Annotated in this window: 14 protein-coding genes and 1 riboswitch; of the genes, 3 read left to right on the plus strand and 11 right to left on the minus strand. The window is 71.0% G+C overall.

Annotated elements, in window-relative coordinates; translation table 11 throughout:
* Positions 1-22: 22 nt before the first annotated feature.
* The 7 genes from eno to KBY47_RS10345 form a co-directional block, all read right to left on the minus strand.
* A complete protein-coding gene (gene eno, locus KBY47_RS10315; protein WP_210920714.1) occupies positions 23-1,303 on the minus strand; it encodes a phosphopyruvate hydratase in 1,281 nt (426 codons plus the stop codon).
* A 235-nt stretch (positions 1,304-1,538) separates the two neighbouring features.
* Positions 1,539-2,216, minus strand: coding sequence for a transglycosylase family protein (locus KBY47_RS10320; RefSeq protein WP_210920715.1), 678 nt, complete (start codon positions 2,214-2,216; stop codon positions 1,539-1,541).
* A 3-nt stretch (positions 2,217-2,219) separates the two neighbouring features.
* Positions 2,220-2,402: riboswitch (cyclic di-AMP (ydaO/yuaA leader) on the minus strand.
* A 182-nt stretch (positions 2,403-2,584) separates the two neighbouring features.
* Entirely contained in the window at positions 2,585-3,574 is a 990-nt protein-coding gene (locus KBY47_RS10325; RefSeq protein ID WP_210920716.1) for a transglycosylase family protein, read from the minus strand.
* Between the two features lie 143 nt (positions 3,575-3,717).
* The gene (locus KBY47_RS10330; protein ID WP_210920717.1) at positions 3,718-5,031 is read right to left on the minus strand and encodes a cytochrome P450; all 1,314 of its coding nucleotides are present in this window, start codon (positions 5,029-5,031) and stop codon (positions 3,718-3,720) included.
* A 34-nt stretch (positions 5,032-5,065) separates the two neighbouring features.
* Entirely contained in the window at positions 5,066-5,467 is a 402-nt protein-coding gene (locus KBY47_RS10335; protein WP_210920718.1) for a PH domain-containing protein, read from the minus strand.
* Positions 5,468-5,602: 135 nt separating this feature from the next.
* On the minus strand, positions 5,603-5,989 hold the full coding sequence (locus tag KBY47_RS10340) for a hypothetical protein (protein WP_210920719.1): 387 nt from the start codon (positions 5,987-5,989) through the stop codon (positions 5,603-5,605).
* 319 nt (positions 5,990-6,308) lie between these two features.
* The gene (locus tag KBY47_RS10345; protein ID WP_308405116.1) at positions 6,309-12,602 is read right to left on the minus strand and encodes an RHS repeat-associated core domain-containing protein; all 6,294 of its coding nucleotides are present in this window, start codon (positions 12,600-12,602) and stop codon (positions 6,309-6,311) included.
* A 352-nt stretch (positions 12,603-12,954) separates the two neighbouring features.
* Between KBY47_RS10345 and KBY47_RS10350 the strand changes: the two genes are divergently transcribed.
* Positions 12,955-16,029, plus strand: a complete 3,075-nt coding sequence (locus tag KBY47_RS10350; protein WP_247694489.1) for a VCBS repeat-containing protein — start codon at positions 12,955-12,957, stop codon at positions 16,027-16,029.
* 68 nt (positions 16,030-16,097) lie between these two features.
* Here KBY47_RS10350 and KBY47_RS10355 read toward each other — a convergent pair whose 3' ends face one another.
* Together KBY47_RS10355 and KBY47_RS10360 are read right to left on the minus strand one after the other, a co-directional pair.
* Positions 16,098-17,087 carry a nucleoside triphosphate pyrophosphohydrolase gene (locus tag KBY47_RS10355; protein WP_210920721.1) on the minus strand — a complete coding sequence of 330 codons (990 nt, stop codon included), beginning with the start codon at positions 17,085-17,087 and terminating at the stop codon, positions 16,098-16,100.
* Between the two features lie 151 nt (positions 17,088-17,238).
* Positions 17,239-17,886 carry a SurA N-terminal domain-containing protein gene (locus tag KBY47_RS10360; RefSeq protein WP_210920722.1) on the minus strand — a complete coding sequence of 216 codons (648 nt, stop codon included), beginning with the start codon at positions 17,884-17,886 and terminating at the stop codon, positions 17,239-17,241.
* 276 nt (positions 17,887-18,162) lie between these two features.
* Between KBY47_RS10360 and KBY47_RS37180 the strand changes: the two genes are divergently transcribed.
* Positions 18,163-18,645, plus strand: coding sequence for a DUF3500 domain-containing protein (locus tag KBY47_RS37180; RefSeq protein ID WP_210920723.1), 483 nt, complete (start codon positions 18,163-18,165; stop codon positions 18,643-18,645).
* A gap of 36 nt (positions 18,646-18,681) precedes the next feature.
* Here the strand turns inward: KBY47_RS37180 and KBY47_RS10370 are convergent, their stop codons facing one another.
* Positions 18,682-19,425: an HNH endonuclease family protein gene (locus KBY47_RS10370; protein ID WP_374103063.1), complete on the minus strand. Its 744-nt coding sequence runs from the start codon at positions 19,423-19,425 to the stop codon at positions 18,682-18,684.
* A 139-nt stretch (positions 19,426-19,564) separates the two neighbouring features.
* Between KBY47_RS10370 and KBY47_RS10375 the strand changes: the two genes are divergently transcribed.
* A complete protein-coding gene (locus tag KBY47_RS10375; RefSeq protein ID WP_210920724.1) occupies positions 19,565-19,762 on the plus strand; it encodes an antitoxin in 198 nt (65 codons plus the stop codon).
* Positions 19,763-19,843: 81 nt separating this feature from the next.
* On the opposite strand, the gene mfd is transcribed toward KBY47_RS10375, so the two are convergent.
* Complete coding sequence (mfd, locus tag KBY47_RS10380; RefSeq protein ID WP_210920725.1) at positions 19,844-23,377, minus strand: transcription-repair coupling factor; 3,534 nt, start codon at positions 23,375-23,377, stop codon at positions 19,844-19,846.
* Between the last annotated feature and the right edge of the window lie 188 nt (positions 23,378-23,565).

Below are 23,565 nucleotides of genomic sequence, written 5' to 3' on the forward strand. Positions count from 1 at the left end.
GGGGCTCAGCCCTTGAAGCGGCTCAGCCCTTGAAGCGCGGGAAGGCGGAGCGGCCGGCGTACACCGCCGCGTCGTCGAGGATCTCCTCGATGCGCAGCAGCTGGTTGTACTTGGCGACGCGCTCGGAGCGGGCCGGGGCGCCGGTCTTGATCTGGCCGCAGTTGGTGGCGACGGCGAGGTCGGCGATGGTGACGTCCTCGGTCTCGCCGGAGCGGTGGGACATCATGCACTTGAAGCCGCTGCGCTGGGCCAGCTCCACGGCGTCCAGGGTCTCGGTCAGCGAGCCGATCTGGTTGACCTTGACGAGCAGTGCGTTGGCCGCGCCCTCCTCGATGCCGCGGGCGAGGCGCTCGGGGTTGGTGACGAACAGGTCGTCGCCGACCAGCTGCACCTTGTCGCCGAGCTTCTCGGTGATGGTCTGCCAGCCCGCCCAGTCGTCCTCGAACAGCGGGTCCTCGATGGAGACCAGCGGGTACGCCTCGACCAGCTCGGCGTAGTAGTCGGTCATCTCGGCGGCGGTGCGCTCCTTGCCCTCGAAGACGTAGGAGCCGTCCTTGTAGAACTCGGACGCGGCGACGTCGAGGGCGAGGGCGATCTGCTCGCCGGGGGTGTAACCGGCTTCCTTGATCGCTTCGAGGATGAGGTCGAGGGCCTCACGGTTGGAGCCGAGGTTCGGGGCGAAGCCGCCCTCGTCGCCGAGGCCGGTGGCCAGGCCCTTGCCCTTCAGCACCTTCTTGAGGGTGTGGTAGACCTCGGTGCCCCAGCGCAGCGCCTCGGAGAAGGACTCGGCGCCGATCGGCGCGATCATGAACTCCTGGATGTCCACGTTGGAGTCGGCGTGCGAGCCGCCGTTCAGGATGTTCATCATCGGCACCGGCAGCAGGTGCGCGTTCGGGCCGCCCAGGTAGCGGAACAGCGGCAGGTCGCTGGCCTCGGAGGCGGCGTGGGCGACGGCGAGGGAGACGCCGAGGATGGCGTTGGCACCGAGGGAGCCCTTGTTGTCGGTGGCGTCCAGGTCGAACATGGCCTGGTCGATCAGGCGCTGCTCGGTGGCGTCGTAGCCGACCAGCTCCGGGCCGATCTGCTCGATCACGGCGAGGACGGCCTTCTCGACGCCCTTGCCCTGGTAGCGGTTCGGGTCACCGTCGCGCAGCTCGATGGCCTCGAAGGCACCCGTGGAGGCGCCGGACGGGACGGCGGCACGACCCGTGCTGCCGTCGTCGAGGCCGACCTCGACCTCGACCGTGGGGTTGCCTCGGGAGTCCAGGATTTCCCGGGCTACGACGACGTCGATGGACGGCACGAGCATCTCCTTCTTGGATGTGACGCGGGTCAGCAGTACCACGGTGGGTGCTGCGTCATGAGCCTAACCGGCCCGGGGCGATCGGCCAGCCGTCCGACCCCCCGATGACCAGAACCGAGAGTAAATTGTTTCCGAACGGAACAAAGAGTGGCCGGAAAGGGAGCGCTCACACAACACCCCGCCCCGGCGCGTACGGGGGGACACGCACCGGGGCGGGGGGTCTGACGGGGCAGCCTTACTTGAGGTGCAGCTGCTGGCCCGGGTAGATCAGGTCGGCGTCCTCGACGATGTCGTCGTTCAGCTCGAACAGCTTCGCCCAGCCGCCCTTGACGCCCTGCTCCTCGGCGATGGTGCTGAGGGTGTCGCCCTTGACGACCTTGTACTCGCCGTCGCCCTTCTTGACCTTCTCGCCGGTCGGGGTGGTGACGGTCTTCTTGGCGGCCGGACGCTCGGCGGAGCGGGAGGTGCTCGGCTGCTCGCTCTCGCGGGCGGTGGTGCCGCTGCCGGTGCCGGCGGACGACGAGCCACCCCCGTACGGGGTGCTCGACAGGTTCACGCCGCAGACCGGCCAGGCGCCCTTGCCCTGACCCGCGAGGACCTTCTCGGCGATCTCTATCTGCTGCGCCTTGCTGGCCTGGTCGGCGGTGGAGGCGTACTGGGTGCCGCCGTACGCGGCCCAGGTGGAGGCCGAGAACTGGAGGCCGCCGTAGTAGCCGTTGCCCGTGTTGATGGACCAGTTGCCGCCGGACTCGCACTGGGCGACCGCGTCCCACTCGGAGGCGGTGGCGGCGGAGGCGGTGCCGGCCGCCATCAGCGGGGCGGCGACGGCCGCGGCGCCGGTGACGCCGACGGCGGCGATGGCGCGGACGGTCTTGGACGGACGGCGGTGCTTGCCCTTGCCGGAGAACAGCATGGTGGATCCCCTCACCGACGCCTGCGAGGTGAGCTGTCGGGTTCGGGCCGGTTGAGTTGCCCGGCCACGCCCTTCTTTACGAACGGCGCGGCTTCACCCCTAGCCGGTCCGGCGGCGAGTCCTCTCAACCGCCGGGCCCGGCACTTACCTTGGGTCCCCCGCTCCTGCCTACGGCGCTTGACGCGACGACTGTTCCCGGGCAGCCACTGGCAGGATTCGGCGTTGCGGCGGCCGGGGCTCGGGTTGCCGAGCGGTCACGACCGTAGACACGCGATCCGCCGAATTTCAAAGACGATCAGGGCTTCTGAGACTCATCCCACACTTTCGCCAAACCGGACATTCAGCGCGAAGCGTGACGTGAACTCCCGCTACTTTTCGCCCGGTTCGACCCCTACTTCCAGGGTCTGACCGGGGATGATGAGGTCCGGGTCGGCACCCACGGCCTCCTGGTTCGCCCGGTACAGCGCACGCCACCCACCGCTGAGGTCAAGGGAGTCGGCGATGTAGGTGAGGTTGTCGCCGGGCTGGACGGTGTACGAGCCGTCGGTCACCTCGCGGGCGTCGCCGGAGGCTCGCGAGGCGTGCCGCCCAGAGGACTCGGACCGGTCCACGTCAGCCGGGTCCTCGTCGGCGCTGTCGCCGCGGTGACGTCCGCCACCGCCGCTCGCCTCCGAAGAGTCGCCCTCCTGGAGGGAATTGTCCGAGTCGTCGCTCTTTGTGGCGGGGGTGGACGAGCTGTGGGGCGCGGAGGAGTTGTCGCCGTCACCCGAGGAACCGGAATCGGCGCCATCGTCATCCGAGCCGGAATCCACACCGGAATCGGACTCAGGGGACTTGTCGGACTTGGTGGACTTGCCCTTGTCCGTACCGTCCGACTCTCCCGACGCCGAGTCAGAGGAGTCCCCGCCGGAGGAGGAGGGCGAGGTGGAGGGAGCGGGCGAGGCGTCCTCGGCCACGCCCGTGTCCACGTCGGCCGCGTCCGAGTCCTGCGACAGCCCGGAGAGCAGGCCGCAGGCGGGCCAGGCGCCGGGACCCCGGTCGGCGAGAATCCGCTCGGCCACGGCTATCTGCTGGGACCGGCTGGCCAGGTCGGCGCTGGCCGCGTACCCCAGACCGCCGTACGCCTCCCAGTCGTCCTGGGAGATCTGGAGGCCGCCGTAGTAGCCGTTGCCGTTGTCCGCGCTCCAGGAGCCGCCGCTTTCGCACTCGGCCACCTGGTCCCACACCGTGCCGTCGGCCGCGCTCGCGCCGGATGCGCCGAGGAGCGGGATGGCGATGGCGGAACCGGTCACCCCGGCGGCGACGAGGAGAGCCGGGGCCTGGCGGGGGCGACGGTGACGACCGTTCCCGGAGAGCATGCTGGGACCTTTCGCAAGACAGCAGGACCGGCGCGGCGTGTGTGACTGAGCGTCGCGCTGATGGGTGAACGTATAGGCAGACGATCACTTGTCACAAGTTAATGCCGCGCAGATCACGTGAAGATCACAGAGCTGAGCGTGTGTCACCTTTGCGTCGGGGAACGGTGCGTTCCGTTCTCCCCCGGCGGCGTGAACTCCACGGGCAGGGTGCGCAGTCCCCGCATGATGAGCCCGCCGCGCCAGCGCAACTCCCCGGGTTCCACGGCGAGTCGGAGATCCGGCAGCCGGGTGAGGAGCGTCGCCAGCGCGGTCTGCCCCTCCAGCCGGGCCAGCGGGGCACCGAGGCAGTAGTGAATGCCGTGGCCGTATCCGAGGTGCTGATTGTCGCGGCGGGACAGATCGAGCGTGTCCGGATCGGCGAACCGCTCCGGGTCCCGGTCGGCGGCGGCGAGTACGACGAGCACGGGGTCGCCCGCCGCGATGTGCTGACCGCCGAGGGTGAGCGGCTGGGTGGCGAACCGCCAGGTGGCCAGCTCCACCGGGCCGTCGAAGCGGAGCAGTTCCTCGACACCGGTCGCCAGCAGGCCCCGCTCACCGGCGGCCAGGGAGCGCTGGAGGCGGGCACGCTGCTCGGGGTGGGTGAGCAGCGCGTACATGCCGTTGCCGATCAGGTTCACGGTCGTCTCGAAACCGGCGAACAGGAGGATGAACGCCATCGCGGCGGCCTCGTTCTCGGTGAGGTGCTCACCGTGGTCGGAGGCGCGGATGAGCCCGGAGATCAGGTCCTCGCCGGGTCCGGGCTCGGCGGGCAGCGCCTCCCGCTTGCGGTGGATCAGCTCCGACAGATAGCCCCGCATCATCTTCACCGACCGCGCGACCCCGCCCCGCGGCCCGCCCTGATGCCGGATCATCATGCCCGCCCAGTCCCGGAAGTCGTCCTGGTCCTCGCGCGGGACGCCGAGCAGGTCACAGATGGCGTAGATGGGGAGCGGGAAGGCGAACTCATGGATGAGGTCCGCGCTCCCGCGCCCGGCGAACCGGCCGATGAGGTCGTCGGTCAGCTCCCGCACCCGCGGCGCGAACTCCGCCACCCGGCGCGGGGTGAACGCCTTGCTGACGAGCCGCCGCAGCCGGGTGTGGTCCGGCGGGTCGATGTTGAGCAGATGCGTCATCAGCTCGGCCTTGCGCTCCCCCGGGATCCCGGTCTTGCCCTTAGCGTGCGCGGGCTCGTCGTGGTGTGCCGGGTTCTTGCTGAGCCGCTGGTCGGCGAGCGCCTGCCGGGCATCGCCGTACCGGGTGACCAGCCAGGCCTCCACCCCACTGGGCAGCCTCGTCCGGTACACGGGCGCGTGCTCCCGCAGCCAGGCGTACGCGGGGTAGGGGTTGGCGGCGAACTCCCAGGTGAAGAGGTCTGGGGCGGGAGTGGACGGCGGGCTGGGCTGGTGCTGGTCGGTCACGTGTCGACGGTAGCGGGCGGGCCAGGGCGGCGGCTCAGTCCCGGGTCCCGTGCCAGTACTGAACGATGCGGTCGGCCTGGGCGAAGAAGCGGGCGTACTGCTGCTCGGTGCAGCGGATCTCGACGTAGGGGGCGGCCAGCCAGACCGTACGGCCCCGGGTGGTGCGGACCCGGACCCGGTGGGCGCCGTTGCCGCGGCTGGTCCGCTCCGCCACGGCGACGGACTCGACGTCCGCCCACGGCAGGAAGCGGCGGCCCAGCGGCCGGCCCGTGCGGATGCCCGCATCGTCCACGACCGTCTTGCCGAAGGCCACGTTGAGGAGGAACGGGGACAGGGCCAGCAGGGCGATGCCCAGCACGTCGAAGAACGTGACCTGCCCCAGCGACACCCGGATCAGCCCGGTCACCCCCCACACCGCGCACACCAGGGCGAACACCAGCGAACGCCTGCGGTCCGGGGTGCGGAACTCCAGCTTTCCGAGTCCCTGCCGCTGTGATCCTTGGCGCGCTCTCCACGGTCCCCACGGAAGACGCTTGGCGTGCGGGGCCCAGCGGGCGTTCCGCACGGCGGGTCAGCCGCTGTAGAGGACGAAGGACAGGCAGCCCCAGGCGATGACGCCCACCAGCATCGTCCACACGACCCAGGACGGTGGCTCGTACTCCTTGGACTCGATCTTCTCCCCGGCCGCCTTCCTGCGGTTCAGCTCCTTCCGCCTGCCGCGGGGGAAGTAGAGCATGAGGGACAGCAGGGCCAGACCACCGCCGAGGCTGAAAAGGAGCATGTTCAGCGGCTCGCCCTTGCCCAGCCCGAGGCTGATGCCCCCGATGAGCGGGATGAGCGCCCACAGCAGCGGCGTCCGCTGCTTCCAGTTGACGGTGACGGCGTAGTAGCTGAGCGCGAAGACGGCGGCGCCGAGAACGAAGACGACGAGCGCCAGCTCGCGAGAGGCGTGGGACATGGTGGACGGTCCTTGAATCAGCGATGGGGGAACGGACGTGGGCGGTGGGACGGGAGCCGGGAGGACGACCCGAGGCCCCCGTCAGGATGAGGGGTGCGCCGGACGACCGGGATACCGGGGTGCCACGGGGACCCAATGATCGCCGTGACGGTCACCCGTGTCACCGGCTGTGACGGCTCGGATTCCCCGGGGCCCGCGAGGCTCAGGCCGGAGAACGGCAGGACGCCAGGCGTGGCTGGGTGGAGGTGGTGGGGCGGAAGACGCGGCACGGGGTGCCCGGACGTGTCCGGGCACCCCGCTTGAGCGGTCGGGGAGGCGTCTACTTGAACGCCTTGTCCTGGCTCAGGCCCATCCACCCCCCGACGTTGGCGGCCGTGGTGTGCAGGCCGATGGACGCGCGTCCGACGCCCCGTTCCATCGCGCTCGCGCCTTGGTGGGCGAGCTTGATGCCGGGCCCGGACAGACCATCGCCGAGCGCGGCGCGGGCTCCGCGTGCGATGCCGCCGCTGCCCCTGATCAGCTTGACGGCGGCACCCGCACCGCCCAGCGTGATCGCGGCGACGGTACCGGCGAGCTGGCCCGCCGCCTTGTCGCCCTGGCCGTTGAGGGCGTAGATGCCGGCGGACGCCAGACCGGTCGCCGCGGACGCGGCCCCGAAGGCGGCGGCCACTCCTTGGCCACCCGGGACCATCGCCGCGACGCCCGCGATCGTCCCGGTGATCGTACTGACGTGCCCCAGGATCTCCGCGGCCCGTTCACTGGTGACCGCCCGGCCCACCTTCTTCGCTCCGGACCAGGTGGCCTTCGCGGCTCTCTTGGTGACCGAGGCGGCTTTCTGCACCCCTCGTTTCACCGCGCTCTTGGCCTTGGAGTAGGTGCGTTTCACTGCCCGGTAGGTCTTCTTGGCGTACTTCTTGACCACGCGCACGGTCCGCTTGACGACCTTCTTGACCGCCCGCGCCACCTTCTTGACGACCCGTTTGACCTTCTTCGCAACCTTCTTGACGACCTTGGTGACCTTTTTGACGGCCTTCTTGACCTTCTTGACGGTCTTCTTGACGACCTTGGTGACCTTCTTCGTGACCTTCTTGACGGTCTTCTTGATGGCGTTCTTGATCTTGCCGAAGAACAGGCCGTCGGGGTCGGAGAAGGAGACGGGGTTGTTGTTGGCGTAGGCGTAGGGGTTCATCCGCTGCGACTCGGTGTAGTCGACCAGCGGGTCCACGCTGATGAACCGGCCCAGCGTCGGATCGTAGGCCCGAGCGCCCAACTGTGTCAGGCCCGTACTGTCCGTGATGCCGCCGACGAAGCCCCGGTCCACCGGCCAGACGCCGGAGAGCAAGCCGCGCTCGGCACCGAACGGGTCGAGCCACCGGTGCGTGACCTCCTGCGTGGTGGCGTCGATCGCGGTCGTGCCGGTGCCGTGGTGGTCGGTGAAGAGGAACTCCAGCTGCCCGCTCGTACGGACCGCGACGGTCTCCCCGTCGAAGTCGTAGTAGCGGGTCCCCGCCTTCTTGCCGTCCGGCTGGAGCAGCAGCTCGTTGCCGCCGGGCAGGTACAGGGTGGTCCCGAGGGCGTCCTTGCGGAGCATGCGCTCGCCGCTGGCGTCATAGACGTACTCGGTGGTGGCCTTGCCCGGCTCCTCCACCTTGGCGAGCTGGTTCTCCGCGTCCCAGGTCAGCGTCTGCTGCCGGTTCCCCTCCTGGCGGCTGACGGTGTTGCCCGTCGCGTCGTAGGCGAAGGACTCGGTGGAGGCGGTGCCGCCCGCGACCGTTTCGACGGAGGCCAGGGCGTTCGGACCGCCCTGGGCCGAGCCCGACGGGCCGTAGCCGTAGGTGCGCACCGAGTCCTTGGCCGGGTCACCGCTCGTGTCGTGCTTGACTTCCTTGGTGCGGTTGCCCAGCGCGTCGTAGCTGTACGACGTCCAGTAGGGCCGCGGGCCGCCGACGTTCGCCTTCGACGGGCCGGCCGCGCAGTCGTCGGTCGACGTCCACGCCTCGGTCAGGCGCTGGAGCGCGTCGGTCGTGAAGCACTGGGTGTCGGTCTGCAGGTCCTCGCCCTGACCGGTCGACGTCTTGATGCGCTTGACGTTGCCCGCCGGGTCGTAGGTGTAGTGCGTGTCGTCGACCCGCTGGGGCGCCAGCGTCCGGTCGGTGGTGACGCGCAGCAGCTCACCGGTGTGCTCGTCGTAGGACCAGCTGCGGTACAGACGGCGGGACTGGTCGTTGTACTCCGTGCGGAGCACCCGCCCGAACGGGTCGTAGGTGTTCGAGTTGACCAGGATGCGGCCGCCCGCCGTCAGGCCCTGGGCCTGGTCGTCCCCGTCGTAGCGGGTGACCACGCGCTCCGCGGGCAGGTCGCCGATGGCCGGCTGGTTGATCTGGGTCAGCAGCCCCGTCCTGTCGTTGTAGGTGAACCCCCAGGAGTACGTGCCGGCCAGGTCCCCCTGCGCGGCGGGGATGACGACCTGGAGGCCGGTGGGCTGGTAGTCGTTCGTGTAGCCGGTGACCTTCTGGGTGTACGCCTGTCCGTCCACGTACCGCCGGGCCTCGGACAGTTCGCCCTTGGCGACCGTGTCGTAGACCCACTCGGAGCGGAGAGTGGCCCCCTCCTTGACCGAGACCACGCGGCCGAGCGCGTCGTAGCCCGTCGTCAGCGTCACGCCGCGGGCGTCGGTCGTGGACACCCGGCGGTCCATGACGTCGTACGCCATCGTGGTGGTGCCCTGGTCCGGGTCCTCGGACCGGACCTCCCGCCCACGGGCGTCGTAGGCGAACGTGCGCACGGTTCCGGCCGGGTCGGTGATCCGCTCCAGCAGGCCCCGGGCGTCGTAGGCGTACTTCGTCGACTGCGAGGCGGTGCGGGCCTCGTTGGTGTACTCGATCTCCTCGACCGGACGGTCCAGCGCGTCGGTGACCGTGGTGCGTGCCGTGCCGCCCTTCGGCGGGACGACGGTCGTGTGGTTGCCGTCGTACACCGTCGTCGCCCGGCGCGTCTCGGTGCCGTACTTCAGGGCGACCGTCTCGGTCGGGCGGCCCGCCCCGTCGTGGGTGATCCGGACGGCCGCGGGCGCCTTGGTGTCGTCGCCCGCCACGAGGACGGGCTCCGGGTCACCGGTGGCGTAGTAGTCGTCGTAGACCTTCCATTCCAGGCCCCGCGAGTCGTACAGCGTCTCGGTGAGCACCCGGCCGCCGGTTCCGCCCAGCACGGGCATCTGGGTCTGGCGTTCGCGCAGCAGGCCGTCGTAGAGGGTGTAGCTGGTCTCCGTCGACCCGTCGCCGCGCAGCTCCCGCGTCGTGACGGCGGGTGCCTCGGTGCGCGAGATGCGGTACTCGTACGCCGCGCTGGGCGAGTCCGGGTACTGGTCCTTCCCGCGGCCCGGTTCCCACACCTTGGTCACCCGGCCGAGGGCGTCGTAGGCGATGTCCGTGCGGTTGCCGTTGGTGTCGATCTCGGCGGTCTCCACACCGCGCTTGGCGTCGATCTCGGTGGTGAGCGTGTGGCCGAGCGGGTTGGTGACGACCATCTTCGTCGGCATCCCGGTGGCCGGAACGTACTCGGTGGTCATGGCACGGTTCTGCGCGTCGGTCACCGACACCGGCCGCCCGTAGGCGTCGTACGACGTCGTGGCCGCGGTGATGAAGCCGGTGCCCTTGTCGTCGTTCTCGTCCTGCCGGGTGGCGTTGCCCTTGACCGGGGCGGCGCCCAGGGTGGTGCTGCCGTCGTAGTAGGTCCGCTCCTCGGCGATCAGCTCACCGGGCGCGGCGCAGGTGCCGGTGGTGGTCTTCTCGGAGGCTTCCAGCTCCAGGATGTTCGCGCCCGTGTTGCGGGCGTACGTCATCCGGGTGCAGGTCTCGTCGCCGGCCTTGGCGGTGTCGCCGTGGTCGGTCTCCGTGGCGAGCATGCCGTAGGCGTCGAAGGTGCGCTCCGACTTGGTGCGCTGCCAGCCGCCGCCCTTCAGCGGACTGCGGCTGGTCTCCTGCGCCACGTCGGTCCGGTACGCGGTGAGCGCGGGCAGACCGGTGCGGGCGCGGGTGGCGATGGCGCCGCTGCGCCACGGCGTGGTGGTCTCCTCCGCCAGGACCGCGCCGCCCTCGTACGTGGCCTCGGCCCGCTCGACACCGGCGAACACCGGGTGGTCGGCGACCTCGTTGCCCTCGAAGTCGGCGACCTGGGCGCCCTCGATGCCGCGGAAGTAGCGGGTGCGGCTGTCCAGCCGGGGGCCGTCGGTGCCGTTGCCGACCTGGGTACGGACCTCACCGTAGCCGCGGAAGTCGCTGTAGGTGCGGTGCTCGGCCTTGGTGAACTCGTCCTCGCTCTTGGCCCAGGCCGCGCCGCCGACGTAGGTGTAGTCGGTCTGCTCGGTCGGGGACCCGCCGACCAGGTCGTTCTCCAGGACGCGGGTGACGACGTACTTGTGGAACCAGTCCTTGACCGGCTTGTAGTCGGCGGCCGGGGAGTCGGCCGAGGACCAGTAGACCGGGTAGCAGCGCTTGGTGTTGGTGGACTCCGCGGGCAGGCTGCCAGGGGCGCAGTCGGGCGCCGAGTAGGTCACGCCGATGGTGGACCCGGTCTCGGTGTTCACCTGGCGGACGCGGTAGCGCACGATCGGCGGGATGCCGTCGCCGGTGGTGTCGACGCGGTTGGCGAGCTGCTGGCCGAGGAAGGTGACCTCGGGCAGCGACTGCGCCTGGTCGGCGGTGTGTCCGGTGCGGGTGATGCCCGCCAGCCACAGCGCGGGCGTCGTGCCGTCGCCCGGGTCGGGGAACTGGTGGCGCAGCGCCCAGCTGTCGACGGCGGCGTACGAGCCGCCGGCCAGGACCTTGGTGGTGATGTTCGTCAGCCGCTTGGTGGTCCAGAAGGTGGGCGCGATCTTCGCCTTGCAGTCCTCGCCCGCGCGGCAGTACTGGTCGACGGGGACGTCGGGCCAGCGCTTGGCGTTGGCGTCGGTCATCTTCGACGGCGCGCAGTCGAAGGACGCGTCGGGCAGACAGCGCTCGGCGACGGTGAACTCCACCTTCGCGGCGGCGGCGTTGGTGCCGTAGAGGTTCCCGGCGCGCAGGCCGTACTCGATGCGCAGCGGGTAGCCGCCGCGCTGGTACTCCGTCACGGTGCCGAGGCCGGTGGTGGCGCTGGCGCCACGCGCGTAGCGGTTGGTCTCGGCGGCGTAGTAGTAGGCCGTGGCGTTGTCGTTGGTGTCGACGACGTAGTCGAGGTTCCAGCGCCAGGCCTGCTGGCAGTACGAGTCTGCGAAGGCGGTCTTGTGGCAGGGCTCACCGGACTGGTTGCCGTACACCGGCACGGTCCAGGCGGAGTTGGTCTCCGCCTTGCCCGACGTCCAGCCGGGCAGCCGGTGGTACCCGAAGTGGTACTGGGTGCCGTCGGTGGTGGTGATCCGCCAGTACTCGCCGTCGTTGTCGCCGTTGGCGCGGGCGGTGTCGGTCAGCCGCTCGATGCGGGTGCCGTCGTCGTCCTTCAGCTTCCAGGTGCCGCTGGTGTCGTCCCGGACCAGTTCGTGGGACTGGCCGTTGAGGGACATGGTCGCGTTGTAGCTGCCCCAGCACAGTTCGCCGTTGTTGGCGGTGTTGTTGCCGCCCGTCTTGTCGTCGTTGCAGGACGTGTAGCGGCGTTCGATGTAGTTCTCGGTCAGCGACCAGCCGTCACCCACCCAGTTGGTCTGGTTGTTGGTGGCGGCGGTGCGCCCGTCCAGCGACTGGGAGTTGTAGCCCAGGTCGAGGTCCGGTTCGAGACCGCCGGGGGCCTCGGGTATCTGGAGGTCGTAGGACCAGGTGAAGGCGCCGGAGGAGGAGCCCGCCGCCCACTGGCCCGAAGGGCTGAGCGGGGTCGCCTTGTAGTCGCCCCCGCCGCCGGAGGGGGCGGCCGTCGCGGCGAGCAGGGTGACACTCTGGTCGGCGGAGGCGGCGGCCCGCGCGAGCTGGGTGCGGGTGCCGTCCTCGACCGGGTCGCCGGTCAGGGTCGACGTGCCGTCCACGGGAACGTCCGCGGTCAGCGTGCGGTCGTCGGCGTCGTTGTCGGTGACTAGGGGTTCGGCGGTGGCGCACTTCCTGGCGTCGGGGTTGTCCAGCGCGCAGTGCGGCAGCCGGACGAAGGAGAGCCGGGAGGCCCATCCGGCGCCGTAGGCCTGCTCGAAGGCGGAGTAGTCGAGGGTGACCTTGACCTTGCCGTCCGCGCCGCCGCCAGTGCCGCGTACCGCGATGACGACGCCGTCGACGCCGAGTTCGCGGGTGGTGGCGCGGTCGAGGACCTGGACCTGGGCGGTCTGCGGGGGCGCGGTGTCCCGTGCCGTGCCGCCGCCCTTGGGGAGACCGACCGACACCGGCAGGGTTCCGACCTTCCGTGCGGCGCCGCGCCGCTCCGGCAGTTCGGCCTCGCCGGTGGCCGCCCGCGGCCACTCGACGTCCGCCGCGGCCTTGCGCGCGTCCCGCGCGGCGTCGTCGCGGCCCTTCGCCTTCTCGGCCCGCACCTCGGTGACCGGCACCGGCTTGACCTCGTCGAGGCCCGGCAGCTTCAGCTCCCCGACGGCTGCCGCGATGTCGGTGCCCAGTGCTCCGGTGACCAGCACGGTGACCGCGGTGGCGGCCGTCGCGCGCACCCAGCGGCGCTGTCTGATGGGTGGTCTTCTTCGCCGTTTGCGCATTGCGGCGCTCAATGGGTTGAGCACTCCCGCCCCCTGTCATTTTTGAAACAAAACGGAGGCAGGTTACTCGCCCTTTACTATTCGTCAAGCGAATAAAACGGACTCTTCGGCCTAGATCAATCCCTGGCGACAGAACGTTCTTGACTTGTGATCAGGATCGACAGGGGGGCCGCGCCTCCCGCACGAACGTTTACCCTTCTCTGGTTTTTGCCGAGTCATCCGGTGCCGCCCGTCGGCGGCACCCACGCGCTGGGGGCACAGAGCCGTCGACCGGCAGGGCGTCCCGAGCGCCAGGGAGGGGAGAGCTTTGAGACAGCAACCGCCATCACGCCGTTCCAGACCGGGGGCCGGACGCCGCGCGCTGGCCTGCGCGCTCGTCGCGGGTCTGGCGAGCGGCATCCTGCCCGCGGCGTCGGCGACCGCCGCGGAGAGCACCGCACCCGTCGAACGCACGGCCACCGAACGCGCCCTGGACCGGGCCGCGGAGACGGGCGAGCGCGTGGAGGTGACCGCCGAACGGACGGAGTACTCCACCACCTTCGCCAACCCCGGGGGCACCCTCACCCAGGAGACACACGTCGTCCCGGTCCGGGTCCGCCAGAACGGCCGCCTGGTCACCGCCGACCCGACGCTCGTCCGGGGCAAGGACGGCGTCGTACGGCCCCGGGCCACCACGGTCGGCATCGAGTTCTCCGGCGGTGGCGCCGCCGAGGACACCACCATGGCGACCATCACCCGTGACGGCCGCGCCCTGTCCCTGGACTGGGCGGGCGCCCTGCCCGAGCCCGTGCTCGACGGCGACACCGCCACCTATCCGGAGGTGCTGCCCGGCGTCGACCTCAAGCTGCGCGCCGGGGTCACCGGCTTCCAGCAGCTGCTGGTCGTCAAGAACCGCCAGGCGGCCGCCTCCCCCCAGCTCAGGCAGCTCCACTACGCGCTGGGCACCGAAGGCGTGCGCGCCGACACCGACGCGGCGGGCAACCTGACCGCCGTGGACCCGGCGGGCCAGGAGGTGTTCACCGCGCCCACGCCGCTGATGTGGGACAGCTCGGGCATTCCCGCCGAGCCCGCCGCCGCCACCCTGCGCTCGGCGGACGCCGGCCTCGCGGCGCCGCAGTCCGCGCCTCAGGCGACGGACCAGGAACACCACTTCGACCCGGCGGTGGGCGCCAAGCAGGCCGCCCTGGAGACCGACGTCGAGGGCGACGTCCTGAAGCTGACACCGGATCAGAAGCTGCTCGGCGACGCCGACACGGTCTACCCGGTGCACATCGACCCGTTCGTCTCCGGTGCCCGCAACAACTGGGCCGCGGTCGCCAAGAAGTACCCGGACACCGCGTACTGGAACAAGTCCGACAACGTCGCCCGGGTCGGCTACGAGTCGGACACCGGCGGCACCTGGCGGTCCTTCTTCACGATGGACTCCCGGAACCTGCACGGCAAGACGATCGTCAAGTCCACGTTCCGCATCAAGAACACGCACTCCTGGTCCTGCACCAAGAAGGCGGTCACGCTCAGCCTCACCGGCGCGATCAGCTCCACGACCACCTGGAACAAGCAGCCCACCTGGAGCACGACGCAGGCGACCGTCACCGACGCCAAGGGCTGGTCGTCCTCCTGCCCGGCGGGCAACCTGGAGTTCTCCACGCTGGACGCGGCCACCAAGGCGTCGGCGAACAAGTGGAACACCATCACCCTGGGGCTGAAGGCGAGTGAGACCGACACCTACGCGTGGAAGAAGTTCGACGCCTCCACCGCGGTGATCTCCACCGAGTACAACACGCCGCCGGCCGCGCCGAGCGCGCTGGACACCATCCCCAGCACCAAGAACAGCACGGGCTGCGGCGACACCGCCCCCTACGGCTTCATCGGTGACACCGACGTGTACCTGACCGCGAAGGGCAGCGACCCCGACGGCGGCACGGTGACCGTCAGGTTCCACCTGTGGGCGACGGGACACCACCCCAACGACGATCCCAACGGGGTGATGATCGTCAACCAGACCGTCGCCGTCACCTCCGGAGCGGTCGCCAAGCTCAGGGTCGCCAAGAGCACGCTGGTGCCCCACATCGGCGCCGCCAGCGGCAACTTCTCCTGGAAGGCGCAGGCCAGCGACGGCACCCTGACCTCGGACTGGACGCCCACCAAGGGCGCGCCCGGCTGCCGGTTCGTCTTCGACCCGGAGCGGCCCAGCACGCCGCCCACCGCGTCCTCGGCGCAGTTCCCCAACGGTGACGACGGCTGGCCCGCCGACACCAGCCCGGTGCGCACCAAGGGCGACTTCGTGATCACCCCCGGCGCCGCCAAGGACGTGGCCTCCTACGAGTACTGGTCCACCCTGGACGCCACCGTGCGCACCGCCACCCCGGCGGCCCTCAACGGCAGCGTGACCCTCTCGCTCACCCCGACCAAGGCGGGCCCGCACTACCTGTACGTACGCAGCGTCGACCGCGCCCAGAACAAGTCCGACCTGCTGTCGTACCTGTTCTACGTCAACGGCGCCGCGGTCCCCGACAAGCCGGGCGACCTCAACGGCGACGGCCACCCCGACCTGTGGGCGGTCGACGGCGCGGGCACCCTCCAGCGGTACTTCGGCGACGGCACGGGCGCGGCCCTCAAGGCGTCCGGAGCGGCCTCCACGGCCGGGAAGTACACCAGCGGGAAGACCACCCGGCGCGGTGACTGGACCGACGACGGCATCGAGGACCTGCTGCTGCTGCGGCCCGACACGGTCGAGCAGCGCGACCGGCTGTGGATCCACGCCAACGACGGCACCGGCGCCATCGACACCTCCGATGTGCGGGAGCTAAACGTCTGGGAGCCGGAGAACGACCACTGGCAGGGCGCGGACCAGATCCTCGCCATCGGTGACGTGGACGGGCCGCTGGACCTCGACGGGGACGGCACCATCGGCCCCGACGACCGGCCGGGCCACCCCGACCTGCTCGTCAAGCAGGGCGACCAGCTGTGGCTGTACTTCGGATCGCCCTCCGGCTACCTGGACGAGTACCTGGAGCAGCCTCCAGTGCTGATCGGCAACGGCGGCTGGTCCGGGTACGGGATCGCGGCCCCCGGCGACGCCACGGGCGACGGGCGCGTCGACATGATCGCCCGCAACCTGTCGACCGGTGTCCTGTACCGCTACGACGGCACCGGCCCGAACGGCGAGGGCCTCGGCGCCGGCGCCACCCGGGTCCAGATCGGCACGGGGTGGACTCCCGCCAACCGGCCGCTGGTCACCTCGGTGCCGAACGTCAAGGGCGACGGTCACCCGTCCGTCTGGGCCACGGACTCCTCCGGCACGCTGCTGTTCTACCCGGAGATCAAGGGCAGCGGTGTCAACGTCGGCTCCGGGCTGTCGGGCTTCCGGGCACTGAACTGATCCCCTGACACCCGAGGACACCTGACCGATCGCGCGCCCCGGCGGCCATGCCCCGGGGCGCGCGGCGCTCAGTCGCCGCCCTCGGCCACCCGGATCAGGTCCCGGTAGGCCCGGGCCGCCGCCCGCAACGCCGCCTCGGGGTCCGTGCCCGCCGCCTCGGCACGTATCGCCGCGGCGAGCAGTTCGTAGCCGATGCCTCCGTCCGTCGGCGGGGGGACGTCCAGGCCCGCCGTGCGCACCCGCGAGCCCAGCTTGGCGGCGAGGGCGAGGGCCGGCTGGTGCAGGGGGACGCCGTCGGTGACGGAGGCCCGCTGCTTCTCGACCGCCTTGGTGCGCAGCCAGTGCTCCTTGACCTCCTCCGGCGTCGAGGCGGTCGCGTCGCCGAAGACATGCGGGTGGCGGTGGATCAGCTTGGCGACGATGGTGGCCGCCACGTCGTCGATGGAGAACGGCGCGTCCGGGTCCTCCTCGGCTATCCGGGCGTGGAAGACGACCTGGAGCAGGACGTCGCCCAGTTCCTCGCGCAGTTCGTCGCGGTCGCCGTCCTCGATCGCCTCGACCAGTTCGTAGACCTCCTCGATGCCGTGCTTCGCCAGGCCCTTGTGGGTCTGCTGGGAGGACCAGGGGCACTCGGCGCGGATGCGGTCCATCACCTGGACGAGGTCGAGCAGCCGGGCGCCCGGCAGGTCGTAGGAGGCGGGGAGCAGTTCCAGGTCGGGCATGCGGACCCGGCCGGAGCCCGCGAGCCGGGCCAGGCCGTCCGTCAGGGCGGGCTCGCCCTCGCCGGTGGCGACGACGACCACCGTGCGGCCGCCGGCGCAGGCGTCGACCAGTTCCTCGGCGGTGGGGGCCGCCTCGGACACGGTGATCCCGGCCTCGCGCAGATACGGCAGCTGCGGATGCGCCCCGTCCGCGCACAGCACCCGGTCGGCGGCGTGCAGCGCCTGCCAGGCGGGCCAGGACAGCAGGCCGGGGGCGACCCGGTGGCTGGTGGTGAGCAGGACGACACGGCCGGGGCCGGCGGCCTCGGGGACGGCTTCGGAGCTGATTGCGTTCACGATCCGAACGTAACGCACCCCGCGGACCGGCCCCTCAAGTTGTCCACAAGCCCAGGTCGATCATCGGATGATCAACCCGCACCCCTCATGAAGTCGCCCAGCACCCCTCATGAGGTCGCCCGGCACCCCTCATGAAGTCGCCCCGCACCCCTCACGCGGGCTGTTCCTCGGCCCCCGCCGTCACCTCACGCACCCACGGCGTGCTCGCGTCCACCCGGCTGACCTTCTCCACGTCCCAGGTGCCGTAGCGCGGATTGACGTCGACGTTCAGCTCCTCGGACGCCTCCGACAGGACCGACCAGAAGGCGGGCTGGCTGGTGTCGGTGCCCAGCTTCGCGGCGAGCTTCTGGGCCTCCAGCTGGAGCAGCAGGTTCTCTTCGAGGCGCTCCGGCGCGACGCCGTACTGCTGGAGCCAGGCCGCCTCCAGCGCCTCCGCGCCCCCGGCCTGCTGCTCCAGGCCGCTGCGCATCTCCTGGACCTCCTTGCGGCTGACCGTGATGCCCGCGTCCTCGGCGGCGCGGTGCAGCACCCTGTCCAGCACCATGCTGTGCAGCGTGTCCCGCGCGAGACCCCCGGTCCCGGCGATGGCCTGCGCGTACTGCGCGTCGTCCTGGATCGCCGCACGCTGTGCCGAGCGCACCTCGTCGACCCGGTTCTCCAGTTGCGCGACGGTGATGCGCTGTCCGCCCACCACGGCCGCCGCGCCCGGATGCGCGTCGTTTCCGCAGGCGGTGAGCAGGGGGGCCGCGGCGGCGATCGCGGCGGTGAGGACGAGCGCGGTGCGACGGCGGCGGTGCAAGGAAACCTCCAAGGGAGATTGTGCGGCGGTGCACAAAGTCTTGCGATGATCGATGGTAGGCAGCAGGCAAGCTCTGGCCAACCCATTGGACCAACGATTCATCAGTCGTTACGGCACCGCCGCCTCCCGGGCCGCGACGGGATTCCTACCGCGCGCACAGCTCCTTGCCATGCTCCTGCTAATTGTTGACGAAACCGTCGACCTCGTGACTGACATCACGAACGACACCACGAACGGACACCGGCCCCGCACCCCCGCGACCCACCGCTCACGCCGGTGGTTCACGAACAAGGCCCTCCTCGCGGGAGGTGCCTCCGCCGTCGCGGTCATGGGCGGATACGCCGCCGCCACGGCCGGAGCCGAGGAGACCGCCACCGCCGACGCCACCGCGAGCGCGACCCCGTCCGGCCCGCCCGCGGGCGGCGGCTTCGGCCAGACCAAGGGCGCGCCGGAGCGGGCCAGGACAACGCCGTCATCCCCTACAAGGGCGTCAAGGGCTCCGACCTGACCCACCGCCAGCAGCAACCGCTCCTCGACCTCGCCGAGGTCTACGTCGGCTGCATCCACAGCCCGGTCGTCCTCATCGAGTACGACGCCCAGTCCCCGCTCGCCTACCACGAGGGCGAGGACGGCACCGGCGGCGGCCCCGGCCCCCAGGGCGGCACCTCCCAGCAGCACATCCACACCATCATCCGCACCCCCAACGGCAACGACTACGGCGTGGACCTGCTCAGGCTCCACCTGGAGACCGACCACTGACCAGGGGCCCGGCACGCCCGCCCCGGCCGGTCCGGCTCAGTCCGCGTGGAACCGCGGCGGGGCGGCCGTCGGGTTCCCGCCCGTCGGGAGCCGCTGGTCGGGGCACCCGGACAGCACCCGCTTCATGGCGGCCTGTTCGGCGGAGGTCACCCACAGTCCGTACTTCTTCTTCACCGCGACCTGGGCCGCGACATACGAACACCGGTACGACTTGTTCGGCGGCAGCCAGGTCGCGGTGTCGCCGTCGCCCTTGGCCCGGTTGGTGCCCGCGTCGACTGCCAGCAGATTGAGCGGGTCGTTGGCGAAGGCGATGCGCTTGCTCGGCTCCCACTTCCCGGCGCCCTTCTGCCAGGCGTCGGAGAGCGCGACGACATGGTCGATGTCGACCTGGCTGCGCCCGCGCACGAAGCGGACCTCCTTGCCGCTGTACGGGTCGGGGTCGAGGACCCCGGAGGCCACCTTGCAGCGCCCGTCGCCGAACTCGACGTCCTCCAGGTCGCGTTTGAGGATGTCGTCGCGGGTGCCGCAGTCGTTGGAGTCGGTGTCCGCCCACGGGCTGCCGAACCGGTCCCGGTCGTACCCCGTCTTCGGCGCCCGTCCCTTCACGGTCAGCGACTCCACGGCCGCGAGAGCGGGCCCCCCGCCCCCGCCGCCGGCAGCCCCGCTGGTCCCTCCGGCCCCCGCGGTCTCCTCGGTGCACCCCGCCGCCCCGGCCAGCAGCCCGGCCACCGCCACGGCGACCACCACGCCACGCCCCCGCCGCTTCCGCGAACCCCTCACCAGCGCTCCTCCCCTTGCCCGAGCCTGCGACCTGCCACGGTACCGACCGAGAGGTCCAGACCATATCTGCCCTTAAGGCGCATTCCGTACACCCGCGGCGTATCGTCGAACATGAGATCACCTACGGAAGGAGCCTTGCATGGGCATCTTCGACAGGTTCAAGAGCCACGGCCAGCACAAGGACAAGGGCACGGACAAGCGCGAGCAGATGTCCGACACCGTGGAACGGCAGGCCAACGAGAGGACGGGCAACAAGTACGAGGACCAGATCGACGCGGCCCAGCAGCAGGCCGAGGGCAGGATCGGGATGGACCGCGACCGCCCCGACCAGCAGTAGGGCAGCACGCGCGGGTCCCCGGGCGACGAGGAAGCCGCCCGGGTGACACCTACGTCCGGGCCCCGGCGGGGCCGCCCGCGCCTAGGACCCCGGCACCGACGTCAGGAACTCGCCCACCCAGGCCAGCAGCTCCCGCCCGACCAGCGGCTTGCCGCCCACCTTCGCGGTCTTGGGACGCGGTACGAGCACCTGCCGCACCGCGGGCTTGATCACCGAGCCCGGGTAGAGCCGCTTCAGCCGCAACTCCTGCGACTCCCGCAACTCCACCGGCGCGAACCGGATGTTGGTGCCCTGGAGGACGATCTCCCCGACCCCGCAGGCCCGCGCCAGCATCCGCAGCCCCGCCACCAGCAGCAGGTTCTCCACCGGCTCGGGCAGCTTGCCGTAGCGGTCTGTCAGTTCCTCGCGGACGGCGCGGATGTCCTCCTCGCTGTTGGCGGAGGCGATGGAGCGGTACGCCTGGAGACGCAGGCGCTCGCCGGGGGCGTAGTCGTGCGGGACGTGGGCGTCGACCGGCAGCTCGATCTTGACCTCCAGCGGCGGCTCCTCCTCGATCTCACCGGTCTCCAGCTGCCGCCGGTAGTCGGCGACCGCCTCACCGACCATCCGCACGTACAAGTCGAAGCCGACGCCCGCGATGTGGCCGGACTGCTCGCCGCCGAGGAGGTTGCCCGCGCCGCGGATCTCCAGGTCCTTCATGGCGACGTACATACCGGCGCCCATCTCGGTGTGCTGGGCGATCGTCGCGAGCCTCTCGTGCGCGGTCTCCGTGAGGGGCTTCTCCGGCGGATAGAGGAAGTAGGCGTAGCCGCGCTCACGGCCCCGGCCGACCCGGCCGCGCAGCTGGTGGAGCTGGCTGAGGCCGAAGTTGTCGCCGCGCTCCACGATCAGGGTGTTGGCGTTGGAGATGTCGATGCCGGACTCGACGATCGTCGTCGACACCAGCACGTCGAACTTCTTCTCCCAGAAGTCGACGACGACCTGCTCAAGCGCCGCCTCCGACATCTGGCCGTGGGCGGTGGCGATCCGCGCCTCGGGCACGATCTCCCGCAGCCGCGCAGCCGCCCGGTCAATGGACTCCACCCGGTTGTGGATGTAGAAGACCTGGCCCTCGCGCAGCAGTTCGCGGCGGATCGCGGCGCCGATCTGCCTCTCCTCGTAGGGCCCGACGAAGGTCAGCACGGGGTGCCGCTCCTCCGGCGGGGTGGTGATCGTCGACATCTCACGGATGCCGGTGACCGCCATCTCCAGGGTGCGCGGGATGGGCGTGGCGGACATGGTCAGCACGTCCACGTTGGCCCGCAGCTTCTTCAGCTGCTCCTTGTGCTCGACGCCGAAGCGCTGCTCCTCGTCGACGATGACCAGCCCGAGGTCCTTGAACTTGGTCTCGGAGGAGAACAGCCGGTGCGTACCGATGACGACGTCCACCGAGCCCTCGCGCAGGCCCTCCAGGACGGCCTTCGCCTCGGTGTCGGTCTGGAAGCGGGAGAGCGCCTTCACGCTCACCGGGAACTGCGCGTACCGCTCGCTGAAGGTGCCGAAGTGCTGCTGCACCAGCAGGGTCGTGGGGACGAGGACGGCGACCTGCTTGCCGTCCTGGACGGCCTTGAAGGCGGCGCGCACCGCGATCTCCGTCTTGCCGTAGCCGACGTCACCGCAGATCAGGCGGTCCATCGGGACCGTCTTCTCCATGTCCTCCTTGACCTCGGCGATGGTGGTGAGCTGGTCGGGCGTCTCCGCGTACGGGAAGGCGTCCTCCAGTTCGCGCTGCCAGGGGGTGTCCGTGCCGAAGGCGTGGCCGGGCGCCGCCATCCGCGCGCTGTAGAGCTTGATGAGGTCGGCGGCGATCTCCTTGACGGCCTTCTTGGCCCTCGCCTTGGTCTTGGTCCAGTCGGCGCCGCCGAGCCGGTGCAGGGTGGGGGCCTCCCCGCCGACGTACTTGGTGATCTGCTCCAGCTGGTCGGTGGGGATGTAGAGCCGGTCGCCGGGCTGGCCGCGCTTGGCGGGGGCGTACTCCACGACGAGGTACTCGCGGGTGGCGCCCTGCACGGTGCGCTGGACCATCTCGATGTAGCGGCCGACGCCGTGCTGCTCGTGGACGATGTAGTCGCCCGCTTCCAGGGTGAGCGGGTCGATGGTCTTGCGCCGCCGCACCGGCATCCGGGTGCCGTCCCGTCCGGCGGCCTTCTGGCCGGACAGGTCGGTCTCGGTGAGCACGGCGAGCTTGAGCGCCGGGTCGACGAAGCCGTAGTCGATGGACCCGCAGGCGACGTGCACGACCGACGGGGAGATCTCCGCCAGTTCGGTGTCCAGGCGGGCGGCGATGCCCTCGCCGCCGAGGACCTCGGCGGTGCGGGCGGCCGGGCCGTGGCCCTCGGTGACGTACACCGTGCGCCAGCCGTCGGCGAGCCAGCCCTTGGTGTCGGCGAGGGCCCGCGCGGTGTCGCCGCGGTAGCTCTCGGGGGCGCGCATGCCCACCTTGAGGGTGTCGGAGTCGTGCTCCTCGTCGGCGGCGAACGGCGACACCGACCACCACATCATGTCCAGCTCGCGCGCCCGGTCCCGGACGTCCGCGATGGACCACAGCGAGGCCGCGCCGACATCGATCGGCGCCTCGCCACCGCCGGCGGTGGCCGCCCAGGACGCCTGGAGGAACTCCTGGCTGGTCGCGACCAGGTCGGCGGCCCGCGTGCGGACCCGCTCCGGGTCGCACACCACGGCCATGGCGCCCTTCGGCAGCACGTCGACCAGCAGCTCCATGTCGTCGACGAGGACCGGAGCCAGCGACTCCATGCCCTCCACGGCGATGCCCTCGGCGATCTTGCCCAGCAGTTCGCCCAGCTCGGGATGGGCCTCGGCCAGCTCACGCGCGCGTGAGCGCACCTCGTCGGTGAGCAGCAGCTCACGGCAGGGCGGCGCCCACAGCCCGTGCTCGGCGACCTCGAGGGAGCGCTGGTCGGCGACCTTGAAGTACCGGATCTCCTCGACGTCGTCGCCCCAGAACTCCACCCGCAGGGGGTGCTCCTCGGTCGGCGGGAAGACGTCGAGGATGCCGCCGCGCACGGCGAACTCGCCGCGTTTCTCAACCAGCTCCACGCGCGCGTACGCCGCCGCGGCGAGCGCCTCGACGACCTCCCCGAGGTCGGCGGTCTGCCCGCTCCTGAGCGCCACCGGCTCCAGCTCGCCGAGCCCCTTGACCTGCGGCTGGAGCACGGACCGTACCGGCGCGACGACGACGGAGACCGGGCCCGTCTCGGGGTCGTCGGCGCGCGGGTGGACCAGCCGGCGCAGCACGGCCAGGCGCCGTCCGACGGTGTCGCTGCGGGGCGAGAGCCGCTCGTGCGGCAGGGTCTCCCACGACGGGTACTCCGCGACGCCGTCCGGCGGCAGCAGGGAGCGCAGCGCGGCGGCGAGGTCCTCGGCCTCCCGGCCGGTCGCGGTGACGGCCAGTACCGGGCGGGAGGTCTCGCGGGCCAGGGCGGCGATCGCGAAGGGACGGGCGGCGGGCGGGCCGACCAGGTCGACGTGCATGCGGTTGCCGTCCGCGGCCGCCTTGATCGCTTCCGCGAGTGCGGCGTCCTTGACGACGGCGTCGAGCAGACCGTGCAGGCTCATGGAGGGCTTTTCCGTCCTGGACCGAGGTCCTGGGTGTCCTGGGTGGGGCAACACATCGGGCAATGCTGGGCAACACGAAGGGCCCGGCGCGAAGCGCGGCCGGGGCTGTCCAGAGTACGACGCCGCACTGACGCCCGCCGGGCCTGTGGATGACGCCCGGCCTGTGGAGAACCACGTCACCCCGAACG

It is taken from the genome of Streptomyces sp. B93 (assembly GCF_018070565.1).
Taxonomy (GTDB): domain Bacteria; phylum Actinomycetota; class Actinomycetes; order Streptomycetales; family Streptomycetaceae; genus Streptomyces.